The 17,628-nt window shown below is 67.9% G+C and carries 19 protein-coding genes and 1 pseudogene; 3 read left to right on the plus strand and 17 right to left on the minus strand.

From position 1 onward, the window contains the following. Window positions 1-183 precede the first annotated feature (183 nt). Complete coding sequence (locus ACIDOCELLA78_RS93535) at window positions 184-1,092, minus strand: LysR family transcriptional regulator (RefSeq protein WP_201729428.1); 909 nt, start codon at window positions 1,090-1,092, stop codon at window positions 184-186. 74 nt (window positions 1,093-1,166) lie between these two features. On the opposite strand from ACIDOCELLA78_RS93535, the gene ACIDOCELLA78_RS93540 reads away from it, so the two are divergent. After that, window positions 1,167-2,105: an AEC family transporter gene (locus ACIDOCELLA78_RS93540; protein WP_201729429.1), complete on the plus strand. Its 939-nt coding sequence runs from the start codon at window positions 1,167-1,169 to the stop codon at window positions 2,103-2,105. Window positions 2,106-2,131: 26 nt separating this feature from the next. On the opposite strand, the gene ACIDOCELLA78_RS93545 is transcribed toward ACIDOCELLA78_RS93540, so the two are convergent. After that, entirely contained in the window at window positions 2,132-2,893 is a 762-nt protein-coding gene (locus ACIDOCELLA78_RS93545) for a DapH/DapD/GlmU-related protein (protein ID WP_283770858.1), read from the minus strand. A gap of 9 nt (window positions 2,894-2,902) precedes the next feature. Between ACIDOCELLA78_RS93545 and phnF the strand changes: the two genes are divergently transcribed. Further along, window positions 2,903-3,640 (plus strand): phosphonate metabolism transcriptional regulator PhnF, encoded by a 738-nt coding sequence (phnF, locus tag ACIDOCELLA78_RS93550; RefSeq protein WP_201729430.1) that lies wholly within the window; start codon window positions 2,903-2,905, stop codon window positions 3,638-3,640. A gap of 10 nt (window positions 3,641-3,650) precedes the next feature. Here the strand turns inward: phnF and phnN are convergent, their stop codons facing one another. The 14 genes and pseudogenes from phnN to ACIDOCELLA78_RS93620 all read right to left on the minus strand — a co-directional run bounded on the left by phnN (window position 3,651) and on the right by ACIDOCELLA78_RS93620 (window position 16,070). Then, window positions 3,651-4,193: a phosphonate metabolism protein/1,5-bisphosphokinase (PRPP-forming) PhnN gene (phnN, locus tag ACIDOCELLA78_RS93555; protein WP_307850940.1), complete on the minus strand. Its 543-nt coding sequence runs from the start codon at window positions 4,191-4,193 to the stop codon at window positions 3,651-3,653. Beyond that, a complete protein-coding gene (locus tag ACIDOCELLA78_RS93560) occupies window positions 4,190-4,855 on the minus strand; it encodes a DUF1045 domain-containing protein (RefSeq protein ID WP_201729431.1) in 666 nt (221 codons plus the stop codon). The genes phnN and ACIDOCELLA78_RS93560 overlap by 4 nt, the downstream gene beginning before the upstream one ends. Further along, window positions 4,848-5,978, minus strand: a complete 1,131-nt coding sequence (locus ACIDOCELLA78_RS93565; protein WP_201729432.1) for an alpha-D-ribose 1-methylphosphonate 5-triphosphate diphosphatase — start codon at window positions 5,976-5,978, stop codon at window positions 4,848-4,850. The genes ACIDOCELLA78_RS93560 and ACIDOCELLA78_RS93565 overlap by 8 nt, the downstream gene beginning before the upstream one ends. Continuing rightward, window positions 5,975-6,670, minus strand: coding sequence for a phosphonate C-P lyase system protein PhnL (gene phnL / locus ACIDOCELLA78_RS93570; RefSeq protein WP_201729433.1), 696 nt, complete (start codon window positions 6,668-6,670; stop codon window positions 5,975-5,977). Before phnL ends, ACIDOCELLA78_RS93565 begins: the two co-directional genes overlap by 4 nt. Continuing rightward, window positions 6,667-7,431, minus strand: coding sequence for an ATP-binding cassette domain-containing protein (locus ACIDOCELLA78_RS93575; protein WP_201729434.1), 765 nt, complete (start codon window positions 7,429-7,431; stop codon window positions 6,667-6,669). The genes phnL and ACIDOCELLA78_RS93575 overlap by 4 nt, the downstream gene beginning before the upstream one ends. Next, complete coding sequence (locus ACIDOCELLA78_RS93580; protein ID WP_201729435.1) at window positions 7,428-8,264, minus strand: alpha-D-ribose 1-methylphosphonate 5-phosphate C-P-lyase PhnJ; 837 nt, start codon at window positions 8,262-8,264, stop codon at window positions 7,428-7,430. The genes ACIDOCELLA78_RS93575 and ACIDOCELLA78_RS93580 overlap by 4 nt, the downstream gene beginning before the upstream one ends. Then, window positions 8,251-9,356 (minus strand): annotated as a pseudogene (locus ACIDOCELLA78_RS93585) (carbon-phosphorus lyase complex subunit PhnI). Before ACIDOCELLA78_RS93585 ends, ACIDOCELLA78_RS93580 begins: the two are co-directional and overlap by 14 nt. Before the next feature lies 1 nt (window position 9,357). Beyond that, the gene (gene phnH / locus ACIDOCELLA78_RS93590; protein ID WP_201729436.1) at window positions 9,358-9,921 is read right to left on the minus strand and encodes a phosphonate C-P lyase system protein PhnH; all 564 of its coding nucleotides are present in this window, start codon (window positions 9,919-9,921) and stop codon (window positions 9,358-9,360) included. Window positions 9,922-9,928: 7 nt separating this feature from the next. Continuing rightward, the gene (gene phnG / locus ACIDOCELLA78_RS93595) at window positions 9,929-10,375 is read right to left on the minus strand and encodes a phosphonate C-P lyase system protein PhnG (RefSeq protein ID WP_201729437.1); all 447 of its coding nucleotides are present in this window, start codon (window positions 10,373-10,375) and stop codon (window positions 9,929-9,931) included. Window positions 10,376-10,447: 72 nt separating this feature from the next. Continuing rightward, the gene (locus ACIDOCELLA78_RS93600; protein WP_283770859.1) at window positions 10,448-11,041 is read right to left on the minus strand and encodes an MFS transporter; all 594 of its coding nucleotides are present in this window, start codon (window positions 11,039-11,041) and stop codon (window positions 10,448-10,450) included. A 26-nt stretch (window positions 11,042-11,067) separates the two neighbouring features. Continuing rightward, window positions 11,068-11,823: an MFS transporter gene (locus tag ACIDOCELLA78_RS93605; protein WP_283770860.1), complete on the minus strand. Its 756-nt coding sequence runs from the start codon at window positions 11,821-11,823 to the stop codon at window positions 11,068-11,070. A 113-nt stretch (window positions 11,824-11,936) separates the two neighbouring features. Beyond that, entirely contained in the window at window positions 11,937-12,578 is a 642-nt protein-coding gene (locus ACIDOCELLA78_RS93610; RefSeq protein ID WP_201729438.1) for a winged helix-turn-helix domain-containing protein, read from the minus strand. A gap of 762 nt (window positions 12,579-13,340) precedes the next feature. Continuing rightward, window positions 13,341-15,026 carry a methyl-accepting chemotaxis protein gene (locus tag ACIDOCELLA78_RS93615; RefSeq protein WP_249676443.1) on the minus strand — a complete coding sequence of 562 codons (1,686 nt, stop codon included), beginning with the start codon at window positions 15,024-15,026 and terminating at the stop codon, window positions 13,341-13,343. 9 nt (window positions 15,027-15,035) lie between these two features. Continuing rightward, window positions 15,036-16,070, minus strand: coding sequence for an IS630 family transposase (locus ACIDOCELLA78_RS93620; RefSeq protein WP_201727480.1), 1,035 nt, complete (start codon window positions 16,068-16,070; stop codon window positions 15,036-15,038). Window positions 16,071-16,441: 371 nt separating this feature from the next. Between ACIDOCELLA78_RS93620 and ACIDOCELLA78_RS93625 the strand changes: the two genes are divergently transcribed. After that, window positions 16,442-16,570, plus strand: coding sequence for a hypothetical protein (locus ACIDOCELLA78_RS93625; RefSeq protein WP_283770861.1), 129 nt, complete (start codon window positions 16,442-16,444; stop codon window positions 16,568-16,570). Window positions 16,571-16,621: 51 nt separating this feature from the next. On the opposite strand, the gene ACIDOCELLA78_RS93630 is transcribed toward ACIDOCELLA78_RS93625, so the two are convergent. Then, entirely contained in the window at window positions 16,622-17,530 is a 909-nt protein-coding gene (locus tag ACIDOCELLA78_RS93630; RefSeq protein ID WP_201729439.1) for a LysR family transcriptional regulator, read from the minus strand. Window positions 17,531-17,628: the final 98 nt, after the last annotated feature.

A 17,628-nucleotide genomic window follows, 5' to 3' on the forward strand; every position in this document is an offset into this window, starting at 1 on the left:
TTGGCCACATGCCGCACATGGAGGCGGCGGCGCTGGTCAACGAGCAGCTCGCCGCGCATTTCGCCGCCGGCTGACCGGCTTAGAGCACTTTCCGATCCATCCGGATCGGATATCGTGCTCTACGATATTGATAAACAGAGCATCTTGGTCCGATCGGATGAGTCCATCTGATCGGACGCCGCCCTATGCCGCCGCCCCGGTCTCGATCATGCCGAGGAAGCGGCGCAGCACCGGGTTGTCGTTGTCCTGCCGCCAGGCGAGGACGTGGTCGACCGCCGGCGCGTCTTCCAGCGCGCGAAAGCAGACGCCGGCGGGGTTGAGCCTTCGCATCGAGGCCGGGACGATGCCGATGCCGAGTCCCTCGGCGGCGAGGCTGACGATGGTCATTTGCAGCTGCGTCTCGACGCGGATCGTGGGCGCGAAGCCGCCCTCGCGGCAATAGGTCTCGATCGCGCCGCGCAGCGCCGGCGCGGTTTCCGCCGGGGCGAGGATCAGCGGCTGGCCGGCGAGGTCGGCGCGGCGCACCACCGGATCGCGGGCGGGCGGTTGCGCGCTGTCCAGCGCGAGCGGATGGGCGTTGGACAGCACGATACAGAGATGCTCGCGGTAGACTTGGCGGAAGACGAGGCCGCGCACCGGCGGCGGTGGAAACATGATGCCGAGATCGAGCCGCCCGTCCGACAATTCATCGACCAACGCGTTCGGCATCACCTCGCGCAGGCGCAGGCTGGCGGCGGGAAACGCATCCATGAACCGGCGGGCGAGGCTCGGGACGATGGTTTGCGCCGCGTGCATCATGAAGCCGAGCGCGAGTTCGCCGATCTCGCCGGCGCCGGCGCGGCGGGCGTCGCGGCAGGCCCGCTCGAAGCGGGCGAGCACCTCGCGCGCATCGGCGAGGAAGCGCTGGCCGGCAGGGGTGAGGCTGACCTGGCGGGAATGCCGCTCCACCAGCCGCACGCCGAGCGCCGCCTCCAGCGCCATGATCTGCCGGCTCAGCGGCGGCTGCGAGAGGTGCAGCCGTGCGGCGGCGCGGCCGAAATGCAGCGTTTCGGCGAGGGTGACGAAGGCGCGAAGCTGGCGGAGATCCGGCATGATACCTTTTTTGCATCAATCGGGGTATCAAAAGGCATTAGACAGCATCGATCCGCCTGTCTACACGCGCGGCCATGCTGTCGATCCTCACCATCGTGACTCCGGTTTTCGCGCTGATCCTTGCCGGCTGGCTGGCGCGGCGCCTTGGCGTGCTCGGCCCGGGCGCGACCTCGGAGCTGAATCGCTTCGTGGTCTATCTCGCGCTGCCGGCGCTGCTGTTCGACATCATCGCCCATGCAAAATGGTCGCAGATCTGGCAGCCCGGCTTCATCGCCGTGTTCGCCATCGGCTGCATCGCGGTGTTCGGGCTGACCGTGCTGGTGCGGCTGCGCCGCGCGCCGCATCTCGCCGATGCGGCGATCGACGGGCTGAACGCCGGCTATGCGAATGTCGGCTTCATCGGGTTTCCGCTGGTGGTGGTCGCCATCGGGCGCGGGGCGCTGGGGCCCACACTGGTTGCGACGATCGTGACCGTGTGCGTGCTGTTCGGTGCCGCGATCGTGCTGATCGAGATCGGGTTGCAGACCGAGCGCGGGGCGGGGCGGGTGGCCCGGACCATCGCCCGGTCGCTGGCGCGCAACCCGCTGCTGGTCGCCCCGCTGCTCGGCGCGCTGGTGCCGCTGAGCGGGGTCGGGATTCCGGCGGCGATGGAGTCGTTCCTGAAGCTGCTGGGCGCGGCGGCCTCGCCCTGCGCGCTGGTCGCACTCGGCCTGTTCCTCGCCGAAACCCGCGAGGGGATGCTGGAGATCGGCCCCGCCTGCGCGCTGGTCGGCTGCAAGCTGGTGGTGCAGCCGGCGCTGACCTGGGCGCTGGCGAGCTTCGTGTTCGAGTTGCCGCTGCCGCTCGCGCATACCGCGACCTTGCTGGCGGCGCTGCCGACGGGCACCGGCCCGTTCATGCTGGCCGAGTATTACCGGCGCGAGGCGACGATGACCTCCAGCGTGATCCTCGCCTCGACCGTGCTCTCGCTGCTCAGCATCTCGGCATATCTCTACGTGACCGGCCCCGTGTAAGGCACCATGCGCGCCGAGGGGGCGGCTCAGCCGAAGCGGTCGCAGAACGCCGCGATATTCTCGTCGCGGAACGCCTCGATGCGGGCGAACAGCACCTCGTCCGGCCAGTTCCACCAGGCGATGGCGCGCAGCCGGGCGGCGATGTCGCGCGGGAAACGCTCGCGGATCGGCCGCGCCGGCACGCCGCCGACGACGACATAGGGCTCGACGTCGCGGCTGACCACAGCACCGGCGGCGATCACCGCGCCATCGCCGACATTCACCCCCGGCAGCACGATGGCGCCATGGCCGATCCAGACATCGTGGCCGATCGTCACGCGCGCGCCGCGCCGGGCGGCGAAGAAATCCGCATCCCGCCGTTGCCCCGGCTCGTAATATTCGGGGACATAGGTGAAGCGGTGCTGGCTCGGCCGGCCCATCGGGTGGTTCGGCGCGCCGATCCGCACCGCGTTGGCGATGGCGGCGAAGCGGCCGATCGTCGCGTCCGCCACCTCGCAATATTCGCCGAGATAGGAATAGTCGCCGATCGTCGCATATTCGATGCGCGCGCCGTGCAGCACCTCGCAGCGCCGCCCCACCGTCGCCTCGCGCAGGCGCGCCCCGGGGTCGATCACGGTTTCGGCGAGTTTCGGGCGCGATGGGTCCATGACGATGAGGCTTTCCGCGATGACGTGCATCACGATGCGCCGGAAAGACGCCGCCGCGCAAACCCCGCGGCGTGTCAGGCCGATGAATTTCGCGGCCTGCGCGGCGGCGGCGGCGGCGACAGGCGCGGGATTTTGCGGCATTGACGGGGCATGACAATCGAACGCAAGCCCGGCAAGGCGCTGTGGAGCCAGATCGCCGAGGCGCTGGCCGGCGAGATCGCGGCCGGCACCTATCGGGACGATCCGCGCCTGCCCACCGAAACCCTGCTCGCCGCGCGCTTCGGGGTGAACCGCCACACCATCCGCCGCGCCCTGCTGGAACTGGCCAATGCCGGGCTGATCCGCACCGAGCACGGCCGCGGCTCCTTCGCCGCCGATGCGGTGCTGGACTACCGGATCGGCCAGCGGCCGCGCTTTTCCGAATGGGTGCGCGGCCATCGCCGCACGCCGCTCGGGCGTATCCTGCGGCTTGAGGATGTCGAGCTTGCGGCGCTGGAGGGCGAGGCCGCCGCCGTGGCCGCGGCGCTGGAGATCGAGGCCGGGGCGCGCGTGATCGTATTCGAGCGCGTCGGCACCGCCGATGCGCTGGCGGTTTCGCTCTCGCGCCACATCTTCCCGGCGGACCGCGTCGCCGGGCTGCTGGCGGCGCTGCGGGCGCATGGGTCGGTCACCGCTTCGCTCGCCTCCATCGGCGTCGCCGACTATACGCGGACATGGACGCGGGTGAGCGCCCGCCTGCCCGATGCGCGCGAGGCCGGGCTGCTGCGGATGGCGCGGACCGCGCCGCTGCTGGCCACCGAATCGCTCAATATCGCAGCGGGGCGGCCGGTGGAATACGGGATCGCGCGCTATCCGGCCGCGCGCGTGCAACTCGTGTTCGACAGCTGAGCGACCGGCGTCAGGCGCCGCGGGACGCGCAGCGGCGCAGGATCGCGGCGAGGCGGGCGCCGGCGGCTTCGGGCGTGGTTTCGTTGACGATGGTTTCATCGGCGCCGGATGCGGCGGCGGCGCGGGCGAGGCGGGCGGCGATGGCGGCGGGCGCCTCGCGGCCGCGCCCGGCGAGGCGGGCCGCCAGCACCGGAGCCGATGCGGTGATCTCGACGACATGGCAACGGAAGCGCCGCCGCGCCTCGGCCACCACGGCGCGGGAGACGTTCGCCACCACCACGCCGCCTTCGCCGAGGGCCGGCACGATCGTGGCGGGAATGCCGTAGCTCAGCCCGTGCGCCTGCCATCTGAGCGCGAAGGCGTGCGCGGCGAATTCGGCCGGTGTGGCCGGCAGGTGATCCTCGGTGGCGTCCGCCGGGCGGGTGATGATCCGACGGGGGAACAGGAAGCCGGGGCTGCCGGCCAGGGCGTCGCGCGCGGCGCGCATCACCGTGTCCTTGCCGGCGCCAGAGGGGCCGACGATCAGCACGAGGCAGCCGGGCATCGCGGTCATCCGCCGAAGGGCAGGCGGCGGAGCAGGCGCATCGGCGCGCCCGGCGCGGCCTCGGTGAACACCGCGATCGAGGCGACGCGCCGCGGGACGGCGAGGCTGCCGGCGAAATGCGCGCCCGCCACCGCGGCGAGCGCGGCGGCGTGCGGCCGTTCGCTCAGCGTCATGTGGAAGCGGAACGCGCCGAACACCAGCGGGTAGCCCCAGCGGGCGATGTTCTCGCGCTCTTCCGCGCTGCGCCCGGCGGCGCGGCGGGCCTGCGCCTCGGCACTCTCGGGGCGGCGGTGATGGTCGAGCGCCGCGACGCAGCGATCGGCGAGGTCGTGCAGTGGCGGGCAGGGGGCGGCGAGGGTGAGGGCGAGAAACCCGTCGAGATCGGCGATGGCGAGCGGCGGCAGGTCGAAGCTGCGCAGCGATGCCGCGAGGGACGCGGCATCGGCGAGGAAGGCATCGAGCCCGGCGGCGAGCGCCATTGGCGGTTTCAGCGTCGCGTGGAAGCCGTAGCGCCGGGGCGCGCCGGTGACGGCGGCGAGGCGCGGCACCGCGGGCTGATCGAGCGCGGTCTCCCGCTCCGGGTCGCGGCCGAGCCAGGCGCAGCCGAGCGCCCAGAGCGGATCGTCCGCCGCCGGGGCGTAGTAGATCGCGGCGCGGTGCGGTTCAGCCAACGCGCACCCCGCCGCGCCAGACCGCGCGCACCACCGGCAGGCCCTCATGCAGCCGCACCTGCACGAGATCGGCCCTGAGGCCGGGGGCGATGCGGCCGCGATCGGCCAGACCCGCGATCGCCGCGGGGCCGGAGGTGATCAGGCCGATCGCCGCCGGCAGCGCGATCGCGCCCTCGGCGGCGGCGATGAAGGCGGCTTCCAGCATCGCGCCCGGCACATAGTCCGAGGCGAGCGCGTCGAGCAGGTTCTCGCGCACCAGGTCGATCACCGCGACATTGCCCGAATGCGACCCGCCGCGCACGAGGTTCGGCGCCCCGGCGATGCTGCGCATGCCCCGCGCCCGCGCCGCCCGTGCCGCTTGCAGCGAGACCGGGAATTCGGTGATGCCGATGCCTTCGGCCGCGTTGCGGGCGATTTCCGTCTCGGTCGCGTCGTCATGCGAGGCGAGGGGAATGAAGCGGGCCCGCGCCGCGGCGATCACCAGCGCGCGGTTGGCGGCGTGGAAGGCGTGGTGGTTGCCCTGCAACTCGGCGATCACGGTTTCGACCTCGGCCGGCGCCAGCCCCTCGGCGCGGCGCATCTCGCGGTAGCGGACGAGATCGCCATACTGGCCGCTGAGCCCGGGCGTGTGGTCCATCAGCGAGACCAGGCGGACATGGGTGTCCTCGATCGCGCGGGCGAGCATCTCGGGCATTTCCTCGGCCGGCAGCTCGCAGCGCAGGTGCAGGAAATGCTCGGCGCGCAGCGCGCCCTGCCGGCGCAGCGCCGCGATGTCGATCACCGCGTCCTCGAAGGTCTGGTTGCGCGCCTTGCCGAAGCCGATATCGCCGAGGCAGAGCGCGTCGAACACGGTGGTGATGCCGGCGGCGATGCATTGCGCGTCGTGCGCGACGAGGGCGGAGCGGGAGGGCCAGCGGGCATTGGCGCGCGGCTGGGTCTGGCGTTCGAGATTGTCGGTGTGCAGGTCGATGATGCCGGGGATCAGGTAATCGCCCTCCAGATCGAGGCCATCGCCGCCCGGGCCGATCTCGCCGATGTCGCCGATCAGGCCGCCGGCGAAGACGACGCCGCCCGGGCGGATCTCGTTGTCGAGGACGAGGCGGGCATTGCCGAGGCGGGTCATGCTTGTTCCTTCAGCGGTTCGAGGCGCAGCTCGGCATCGGCGATCGCGTCGCGCACGAGCGGGTCATGGAATATCCCGAGCAGCGCCGCGCCGCGAGACCTGGCCGCGCGCAGCAGCGCGATCACGCGGTCACGATTGGCGGCATCGAGCGAGGCGGTCGGCTCGTCGAGCAGCAGGATCGGCCAGTCGCCGGCGAAGCCGCGGGCGAGATTGACCCGCTGCTGCTCGCCGCCGGAGAAGGTGACCGGCGGCAGGGTGTGCAGGGCCTTTGGAATGCCGAGGGCATCGAGCATCGCCTCGGCCCGCGCCCGCGCCGCCGCCTCGTCCATTCCGCGTTCGAGCAGGGGGGCGGCGACGATGTCGCGCGCGGGAACCCGGGGCATGGCGCGGAGGAACTGCGAGACATGGCCGATCGTCTCGCGGCGGATCTCGATCACCCGTTCGGCGGCGGCGCCGGCCAGCTCGACCATGGCGCCGCGATGGCGCACCCGGATCGAGCCGGCATCGGCCCGGTAATTGCCGTAGAGGGCGCGCAGCAGCGTCGATTTTCCCGCGCCGGAGGGGCCGGTGAGGGCGACGCATTCGCCGGCGCGCAGGGTGAGCCCGGCATCGCGCAGCACGCCGAGGCGGACGCCGCGCTGGAGGTGCAGCACGAAGCTCTTGGCGATGCCGCTGGCCTCGAGCGCGATCATGCCGGCAGCACCGAGGCGACGAGGAGCTGGGTGTATTCGTGCTGCGGATCGTCCAGCACCTGGTCGGCGAGGCCGGTTTCGACGATGCGGCCCTGGCGCATCACCACGATGCGGTCGGCCAGCAGCCGGGCGACGCCGATATCGTGGGTGACGAGCAGCACGGCGACGCCGAGCCGGCGCACCAGCCCGCGCACGAGATCGAGAATGCGGGCCTGCACCGAGACGTCGAGCCCGCCGGTCGGCTCGTCCATGAACACCAGCTCGGGTTCGGTGACGAGGGTGGCGGCGATCTGCAGGCGCTGGAGCATGCCGCCGGAGAAGCCGCGCGGCAGTTCGTCGATCCGGGCGGGATCGATCTCGACGGTTTCGAGCCAGCGCGCGGCGGCGGCGCGGATGGCGCCGTAGTTGCGCGCCCCGGCGACCATCAGCCGCTCGCCGATATTCCCGCCTGCCGAGACGTTCATGCGCAGGGCAAGGCGCGGCTCCTGCGCCACGAAGCCCCAGCGGCGGCGTTGCAGGTCGAGCAGCGCGGCCTCGCCGCCGGCGGCGATCGGCGCGAGGCCGGCGCCGCTGTCGTACATGACGCGGCCCGCATCCGGCGCGAGCCGCCCGCTCATGACGTTGAGCAGGGTGGACTTGCCCGAGCCGCTCTCGCCGACGATGGCGACGATCTCGCGCCGGCCGATCGCGAGGGAGACATCCTCCAGCGCCGCCACCGCGCCGAAGCGCCTTGTGACGCGCTCCGCCGCCATCAGCGTCATGCGCCGGTCTCCTCGCGGCGGGAGTCGCAGCTGTCGGTATCCGAGCAGATGAAGCGGCGCCGGCCGGTGTCATCGGCGATCAGCTCGTCGAGATAGGTGTCCGCCGCGCCGCAGAGAGCGCAGGCAGCATCGGCGCGATGCGGGTCGAACGGATGGTCCTCGAAATCGAGCGGGCGGACTTCGGTGTAGGGCGGCAGGGCGTAGAGCCGCTTCTCGCGCCCGGCGCCGAAGAGTTGCAGGGCGGGGTTCATGTGCAGTTTCGGATTGTCGTAGGCGGGGATCGGCGAGGGCGACATCAGGTAGCGGCCATTGACCATCACCGGATAGTCGTAGGCCAGCGCAACCCGGCCGTGCCGCGCGATATCCTCGTAGAGCCGCACATGCATGGCGCCGTAATCGGCCAGCGCGTGCATCCGCGCCGCGTCGGCGCGCGAGGGGGTGAGGCGGTAGAGCGGCTCGGGGATCGGCACCTGATAGACGATGATCTGCCCGGCGCGCAGCGCGGTTTCGGGAATCCGGTGGCGGGTCTGGATCACCGAGGCCTCCGGCGTGCGCGTGGTCGTGCGGATGGAGCTGGTGCGGGCGAAGAAGCGGCGGATCGAGACGGCGTTGGTGGTGTCGTCCGCCCCCTGGTCGATCACCTTCAGCACGTCGTCGGGGCCGAGGATCGCGGCGGTGACCTGGATGCCGCCGGTGCCCCAGCCATAGGGCAGCGGCATCTCGCGGCTGGCGAAGGGGATCTGGTGGCCCGGAATCGCCACCGCCTTGAGGATGGCGCGGCGGATCATCCGCTTGGTGTGTTCGTCGAGATAGGCGAAGTTATAAAGTTGCATCGTCGTCTCCCGCGGCGGCGCGCAGGGCGCGGATGGTTTCCAGCTCGCTCTGGAAATCGACGTGGTGCGGCAGCTTGAGATGCTCGACGAAGCCGGTCGCCTCGATATTGTCGCAATGCGACAGCACGAATTCGACCTGCTGCGCCGGGGCGGTGACGTCCTCGCCCAGCTCGCCGGCGCGCATCGCCCGGTCGACCAGCGCCATCGCGATCGCCTTGCGGTCGGCATGGCCGAAACAGAGCCCGTAGCCGCGGGTGAACTGCGCCGGCACGTTGCGGCTGCCGGCGAACTGGTTGACCATTTCGCATTCGGTGAGCGTGATCTCGCCGATCTCGATCGCGAAGCCGAGTTCGGGCGGGACGAGGCTGACCGCGACTTCGCCCACCCGCAGCTCGCCGACGAAGGGTGGTTGTTGCCGTAGCCGCGCTGGGTGGAATAGCCGAGCGCGAGCAGGAAGCCTTCGTCGCCGCGCGCCAGCGCCTGGAGCCGCAAGGGGCGCGGGGCGGGAAAGCCGAGTGGCGCGGTGGTCAGATCGGCCGCCGCCGGCGCGGGATCGCCATCCGGCTCGATCAGCGCATCGGCGCCGAGCATCGCCATGACCCGTGGCAGGGCGGCGGGCGAGGGCGGTTCGGCTGGCGCGGGTTCGCCTGGCGGGGGTTCGGGTGGCGCGGGTTCGGGTGCTGCGGGGCCGGTGGCATCGGGGTCGAGCAGGCGGTGGGTGTAGTCCATTGTCGGGCCGAGCCGCTGGCCGCCGGGGAGATCCTTGAAGACCGCCGAAATCCGCCGCTTCGCCCGCATCGCCCCGGTATCGACCGGCTCGGAATCGACGAGGCGCGGCAGTGTCGCGCGGTAGGCCCGCAGCAGGAACGCGGCCTCGATCAGGTCGCCCTGGGCCTGGCGGATCGCCCGCGCGGCGAGCGCTCGGTCGTAGAGCGCGCCCTCCGCCATCACCCGGTCGACCGCGCGGCCGAGCTGTTCAGAAATTTGCGCCGGGGTGATTTCCGGCAGCGCCGGATCGCCGCGCCGCTCTTCCGCCATCCAGCGATGGGCGGCGTCGATCGCCTGTTCGCCGCCCTTGACCGCGACATACATCTCAGGCGGGCTCGATGGCGAGGCTGCGCGGCAGGGCGAGCAGCCGGCGCCCGGCGCAGAGCAGCACATCGACGCCGCGCGGCACCTGCCGGCGCTGTTCGGCCCAGTCGGCGAGGAAGGATGCGGGCAGCGGCAGGGTCGTCTCGCGCGGGGCGGCGAGTCCCGGGCCGCTGAGGCGGCAGCGCCGCCCGGAGACGAGATCCGGCAGGTCGAGAATGAGAGTCGCTCCGTGTTCCGGCGCGGTTTCGCTGCCCTGGCGGAGGCTGGAGAGCGGCGGCGCGCTGCCGGCGAGGCAGAATTCGGCCGTCTCCGGCGTGGTGAAGGGGGCGCCGGTGTGAAAGCCGAGCCAGTGCAGTGCGGGCGCCGGCAGGTCGGCGGCGAGCGGCGTGGTTGCGTCGGCCAGTGTCAGCAGCACCGCCGCCGCCGCGCTCGACAGGCCGGCGGGCGGGGCGAGGCCATCGGCCAGGGTGACGGCGCGGCCGGGATCGCCGAACGCGGTGAGCAGGGCGCGGAAACAGGCCTGGGCGTCGAGCGGCGAGGCGAAGCCGGGGGTGAGGGAGGTCATCGGGGCCTCATCGCATCGTCGCGAGGGTGAAGAAGCGGACTTCGGTACCGGCGGCCCTGGCTTCGTCCGCCGCGCGGCGCGTCGCCTCGGCCGCGGCGAGCGGCGCGAGCACCGCCGCGTGCAGCGATGCGTGGCGCGCCGCATTTTGCAGCGCGGCGTCGAGCCGGGCGATCAGCTCGGCCAGCGCGCCGTCGCGCCCGGCGACGTAGCCGTGGCCGACGAACCCGTCCTCATCGCGGATCGAGCAGCGGGCGATCGTCATTTCGCCGAGATTGAAGGCGGCGCCACCGCCGCCGGCGCGGCCGCGCACCATCGACATGCCGATTTCCGGGCCACGCAGCCGGATGAAGCCGGGCAGGGCGGGAGCTTCGGCGAGCAGCGGCTCGATCGCGCCGCGCGGGGCGCGGGCGAGGAGGCCGAGCCAGGCGGGGCGAGCTGGCGAGGGCGCGTTCATGATATAGATGTCTATACGAATTTGAGGCTTTGGAAAAGGCGCGCCGGGGGATGTCCGGCGCGCCCCGATGGGTCAGGCGGTTTGCGGGTGGGCGACCGCGTCGAGATCGTCGTTGTTGATCTCTTCGAGGGAGACGCCGGCGGTTTCCGGCACCAGCAGCCGGGTGAGCACCGCGCCGAGGAGGGCGACGATCGCGAGCAGGGCGATCACGCCGACTTCGCCGAGGCGGGTGAACAGCAGCGGGAACAGGAAGGCGCTGATCGACGCGCCGGTGCGCCCGCCGATGACGGTGATCGCCTGGCCGAAGGTGCGCACCCTGGTGGGGCTGAGTTCGACGCCGAGAATGCCGGCGCCGCTCACCGTTGCCGGACCGTTGATCGCGACCGTGTAGAGCCCGTAGACGATCAGGCCGAGCAGTGGCAGCGAGGCGAGGTTCTGCTTGAGCACGGCGAAGAGCACCAGCATCGCCGCGGCGCCGACGAAGCCCCAGACCTGCAAGGGCTTGCGGCCCACCCGGTCGAGCACGCGGAAGGCGTAGAACAGCGCGCTCGGGATGCCGAAGGCCGCCTGCATCACCAGGCTGAACTCGATCGGTCCCATGCCGAGACTCTTGGCGATCAGCGAGGGGCCGAACAGGATGCCGGAATAGATCACGATGTCGAACACCAGCCAGAGCAGGGCGGCGGAGAGGATTACCCGCGCATGGGCGGCGAAGACCTGGCCGAAGGGGCGGCTGTCGGCCGCGGGGCGCGGACGGTCTGCCCGCTGATCTGGCGGATGACATCGACCGCAGCCCCGGGGTCGGCGGCGAGGCGGGCGAGGTAGCGGGCGGTTTCGGGCATCGCGCGGCGGAGATAGAGCACCGAGAAGGCGGGGATTGCGCCGGCGGCGAGAACGAGGCGCCATTGCAGGTCGTGCGAGACGCCGAGCCCGGCGAGCAGCAGGTTGAGCAGGCCGGCGACGAAGGCGCCGAGCGGCCACATCACCGCGAAGCCGACGCCGATGGAGCGGCCGCGATCGGCGCGGTTGGCGTGTTCGGCCATGATGGTGGGCGAGAGAACGTAGTCGGCGCCGATGCCGATGCCGAGCACGAAGCGGATGGCGATCAGCCAGGTGAGGTCGGGGGCGAAGGCCTGGGCCACGGCCATGACGCCCATCAGCAGCACGTCGAGCCCGTAGAAGCGTTTGCGGCCGTTCTGGCCGAGCAGGCCGAAGATCAGCGCACCGACCGCGGCCCCCACCAGGGCGGAGGCGGCGAGCATGGCGGCTTCGAGGCCGCCCATTTTCGCGATGCCGAAGGAGCCGAGCACCAGCGGCAGGACGATGCCGATCGAGGAGAGGTCGTACCCGTCGCAGAAGACCCCGAGGCCCGTTGTCACGATCGCTCGCCAGTGGAACGACTTGAAGCGCTCCTCGTCGAGCGAGGAAAAACTGGTCGCCATGGTCATGTTCTCCCGTTGAAGTTCGGGACTCGTCTAGACGAAGTGCATGACAGCTTTGTGGACCTCGCGGGAAGGATTGATGAAAAGGCGCGTCGGGCCCGGCCCTTCGGGGTGTGCCGTCATGTGCGCGCGGCGTTGTTGCCCGGTGTCCGGGGGTTGCTTTCCGCGAACCGGGCATCGAGCGCGTTCACGAGTTCGTCCCTGTCGCCGATGAATGCATAGCCGATGCCGTTGAAGCATTTGATGTCGTTCCTGTAGACGCCGAGCCGCTTCAGCTTGGCGCGGATCCGGGACAGCAGGTTGTCGGCCGACCTGTCGCGTGACGTGCTGTTGTGGTTTGGGGCCCGGCCTCTGACCAGGAGCGAGAGATCCTCACGCGTGACGATTTCGCCGGGATTCTCGATGAGGGTTGTCAATGCCATAAATTCATGGGGTGTAAAGTAATTGCTCCATGCCTTTTCCTGAATTCCAGAATTATTTTGAATAATATCCGGCATTGAAAGCTGAGTCTTGCGCGGCGTTTTACTGGAATTTCTGAAAAATTTCTCGGTTCTTATCTGAAATATTTCCCTTGAATTGACCGAACTCCAATAGTCATCAGCGCCGAGTCTGAGGACTGAAATTTCAAGCGTACTATCGTGATGATTCGAAATGACAATCACAGGTGTGCTGTTAATTTTCTTGATTTCAACAATACGTGAAAGTAAATCTATATCTATATATTCCATGTATAATATATACATATCCACGGTTTGCTTCATAAATTCGCCATTTTCAAAAAATGAATTTGAATATATTTTAAAAATTATGTTCAATCCGGAAAGGTTATTTTTAATAGATTCAATATCAATATTTTCAGAATATATGAATATGAATAATCGCTCTTCGGAACCGACAGGCTGTTTACTCATTGAATATTGTAAAGGCATCTTATTGTCCCATTATCAGAACGAAATAATCTATTTCATTTCATATCATTATTTATTTGTAACGCCATCGTGAATCAATATATATTTCTCTTATGAGATACAATATATTGTTTTTAACTATATTTAAATAAAATAATTCAAAAACAACTTCAAATAAATATTTTAAACATTAGCCTGGCGCCGTTGTTTTTGATTTCACAGATGGCGTTTGTTCAGTTGGACAAAATGAGTCGTCAAACAACATATTGTATTCAAACGTGAAGATCGGCCCACATGAAGCCTTGTCGGTTTCATTTGGGCGCGTCGGCGGAGGTAGCAGCCGCGGCCGCGCTGGGCAGGGGCGGATGGCGGCGAGGCGGGGCTGCATTCCTCCCGCCTTCATGACGCGCGCCAAGCGGCCGGGGGATGTGGTGGATTTCCCCCACGCCGATGGCGGCCCGGCGGTGCGGGCCGCGATGCCGCCGGAGGTTACCGGGGTTGGTGGTTGGCGTTAGAGCGTCATCCGATCAGATAGAGTCATCTGATCGGATAAAGATGCTCTGAATATCATTATCATAGAGCACTACATCCGATCCGGATGGATCGGAAAGTGCTCTATCTCGCCACGGCGTAGGCCGGGTTGGGAACCGGACGGCTGGAGGCAAAGGGGGCTGCGAGACCGGTGGGCGTGGCGTGCGGCGCGGGGCCTGCCGTGCGGAAGTCGGCGACACGGCCGGCGAGGCGGCCGATTTCCTCGCGCAGGGAATGGGTGGCGGCGGAGGTTTGCTCGACCATCGCGGCGTTCTGCTGCACCGCCTGGTTCATCTGGCTGGTGGCGGTGTTGATTTCGGCGAGGCTGCCGGACTGCTCGGCGGCGGCGCTGGCCATTTCGCCGACCAGGCCGTGCAGGTCGGTGACATGGCTCAGGATGGTATCGAGCGCGGTGCCGGTTTCGCCGACGAGGTGGACACCGGCGTTGACCTGTTCGGAGGAGCGGGCGATGAGCTGCTTGATCGATTTCGCCGCATCCGCCGAACGGTGGGCAAGCGCGCGGACCTCGGTGGCGACGACGGCGAAGCCGCGCCCGGCCTCGCCGGCGCGCGCGGCCTCGACCCCGGCGTTCAGCGCCAGCAGGTTGGTCTGGAACGCCACTTCGTCGATCAGGCCGATGATCTGGTCGATCTCGCGCGAGGAGGCCTCGATCCGGTTCATCGCCGCCACCGCCTCGCCGACGACGGCGTGGGATTTGCGGGCGGCTTCGCTGGTGGCATCGACCGCCCTGGCGGCGCGGGCGGCGGTGTCCGCGGTGCGGCGGATGCCGGTGGTCACACTGTCGAGCACGGCGGCGGTTTCCTCGAGCGTCGACGCCTGCTGCTCGGTGCGGCGGGCGAGATCGTCGGCGGCGGTGGCGATTTCGCTGACGCCGAGATTGATCTCGTCGGTGCTCTGGCGCACGCCGGCGATGCTTTCCGACAGGCGGATGGTGGCAGTGTTGACATCGACGCGCAGCTTGTCGAGCGAGGGGATCAGCTCGCGATCGACCGAGGCGGTGAGATCGCCCTGGGCGATGCGCGCGAGGGCCGCGCCGACGCGGCCGACATCCGCCATTTTCGCGGTGAGATCGACGGCGACCTTGACCACTTTCACCACCCTGCCGGCGGCGTCGAGCACGGGGTTGTAGGTGGCCTGGAACCAGACGGGACGGCCGCCCTTGCCGATGCGCTCGAAATCGCCGGTGACGAATTCACCCTGGCGCAGCCGGTCCCAGAACGTGGCGTAGGCCGGGGTCGCGGCATAGGCCGGGGTGGCGAACATCGCGTGTTTGCGGCCGATCACTTCGTCCCGCGCATAGCCCATCACGCGGAGGAAATTCTCGTTGGCGTCGAGAATCGTGCCATCGGGCGCGAAGGCGATGACCGACTGCGCGCGGCCGATGGCGGCGAGCAGGCTTTCATTCGCGGCGGCAGCCTGCTTCTCGGCGGTGACATCGAGCGCGAGCTTGACGATTTGCGTGACGGTGCCCCTGCGGTCGTGCACGGGGACATAGGAGGCGCGGAGCCAGACATCGGTGCCGCCCTTGCCAGTGCGGCGGAATTCGCCGCTGCGGAAGCGGCCGGCGCGCAGGTCTTGCCAGAATTCGCAATAGTCGGCGCTGTCACGCTCGGCCGGGGCGACGAGCAGGCGGTGATGGCTGCCGGAGAGCTCGGCGAGGCTGTAGCCGGTGAGATCGAGGAAGCGTTCGTTGGCATCGAGGATCGTGCCGTCGGGAGTAAAGCTGATGAAGCAGAATGCATCTAAAATTGAATTTACTCAGCAGTCGGTAATATAGGCGACAGTTGGTGCTTTGAAGAATGATTGCACGAGACGTGGTTTGCGCTTGATGGCGGCGAGTTGGGCTTCGATTTTGTCCTGAAGCTTTTCGCCTTGGCGTAGCGGAGTCCGGGCGACGCCCGTCCGCTTCATGTGGCTCCAGACCAGTTCATCTGGGTTCAGGTCAGGGGCGTAGCCTGGCAGAAAATGCAACGTCAGCATTCCATTGGTCGACGCCACGTAGGCTTTCACCAGCGCTGTTTTGTGGGCAGGCAGCCCGTCGAGGACCAGGTGCACCGGCCTCGTGCGGTGCCGCATCATCCGGCGTAGCAGCGCTACGAACAACTCAGCATTCAGGCCGCCTTCATAAGTGCAATACCAGAACCCGCCGCGGGCTGTCACCGCCGAGGCGGCGCTGATCGATTGCCGTTGGCCCGGACGCTCGACGATCGGCGTCTGTCCCTTCACGCCCCAGGTCTTGCCATGCACGGCGTCGGCCCGAAAGCCGGACTCGTCCCAGAAAAAGACCTCGCCGCCACAGGACTTGGCCTGCCTGGCGATTTCAGGAAACCGCTCACGTCGCCATGCCTCGATCGCCTCCGGATCGCGCTGATAGGCACGCTGCAACGGCTTTTGCGGCGTCAGGCCCAGTTTCGACAGCAGTTCGCCCACAGCCGTCACACCGAGTTTGATACCAAACTTGCGCTCGATCAGTTCGGCCACAACGTGCCGGGTCCACAGCCCGAAATCCAGGCCGTATTGGCGCGGATCGCGGCCATTGATCCAACGCAACACCTGCTGCTCCTGGCGCGGCGTCAGACGCCGCGGCCGGCCGGTTGCCGGCCGTGACCGCAAGGCTTTCACCCCGACCCCAGGCTTCGATGCCGCGCTGAGCCATTTATAGATTGTTGTGCGGCTGAACCCGTATGAGGCAATCACCAAAGAGGCCGCTTCGCCCTCGCGCACCCGCTCTACAGCCATCAGCCGGATGGTTTCCAGGGTGCGATGATCAAATCTGCGACCGTCCCGTTTCATGCCAGAATTATATCATCCCCGCAAACATACGACTAGCAAAATGTCGTCTTAATTACCGACTGGTGAGTAATATATTGTTTTTTTCGACAATGCGATGGAGACCGAAATGCACCTGCGTTCATCCTGCCTGAAGGTTATGGCTTGAAAAGCAGGCATTTTTTTACGTGAGGTTTCTGAAGGATTGTTTAACAGCGAAGATTTGTTTCACTCTGTAATACTAATAAGATATGTCTAAAAAATATTCCTTATTTTCCCGGGCGGGTCGTATCTGCTGGGTGCGCCGCGCGGGGATCGGCACCGCGGACTGGATTTGCGGCCGACGCCTCCCATATCGTGGCGGAACGGGACAGCGCCTGGACAGGAGACATTCGATGCCTCAAGCCCATCCGCAACATGCGAAATCCGCGAAGCGGTCCGAACTGGTCATGGTGATGCTCATGGGATGCACCAGCGTGATCGGTCTGCTGCTGTTCGCCTTGTTCCGGCTGCATCGCGGCTGATTATCAATATCATTGAGCACTACATCCGATCCGGATGGATCGGGTGGCGCTTCAGGCGCCGAAGGTGATGCCCTTGAGCTGGTAGAGCTGCCGAAGCAGGCGGAGGATCAGGTCGACCTCGGACGAGGGATCGTGCCGGCGGGTGCTCATGATGATCGGCGAGACGGCGGCCGGGGCATCCAGCGGGCGATAGGCGACGTTGTCGCGCCGCAGATGCTGGACGCAGGCGGGGACGATGCACACGCCGCTTTCCGCCGCGACGAGGCCGAGCGCCGTCTGCAGTTCGCGGACCTCGTGCAGGGCGGCGGGGCGCAGCGCGGCATCGCGGAACAGGGCGAGAACCTGGTCGGCATAGCTCGGCCGCGGCGCCTTGGGGTAGACGATCAGCGGCTCGGCCTGCAACTGCGCGAGGGTGAGCGCGGTTGACCCGCGGCCGAGCGGGCCGGAGCGCGGCACCGCGACGATGAGATTTTCGTTGCGCAGCAGCCGGCGTTCGAGGGCGGGGTCTTCGAACGGGATGCGGCCGAAGCCGACATCGATCCGGCCTTCGCGCAGCGCCTCCATCTGTTCGAGCGAGGTAAGTTCCTGCAGCGTCAGCACCACGCCGGGCCGCGCCTCGCGAAAGCGGCGGATGACCTCGGGCAGGTAGCCATAGAGCGTCGAGGCGACGAAGCCGACGCGCAGGTGGCGCCGCTCGGTCTCGGCGAGGCGCTGCGCCATGGTGCGGATGCCGTCGATCCGTTCGAGCACGTCCACCGCCTGGTCGAACACCAGCCTGCCGGCCTCGGTGAGGCGGATCGGCCGGCTGCCACGCTCGATCAGCGCGATGCCGAGCTCGTCCTCGAGCTGCTGGATCTGCCGGCTCAGCGGCGGTTGGGCGATGTTCAGCCGCGCGGCGGCGCGGGTGAAGTTCCGCTCGCGCGCGACTTCGACGAAATAGCGCAGCTGCCGCATCTCCATCGATACCTCCAGGGTATTGAAGCGACCAATTCAGTCTTGGACGCGCTAGTTATGGCGGGTTTACGCCTTTGCTCAAGAGAAAACCGACCCGCCGGGTA

It is taken from the genome of Acidocella sp. C78 (assembly GCF_907164655.1).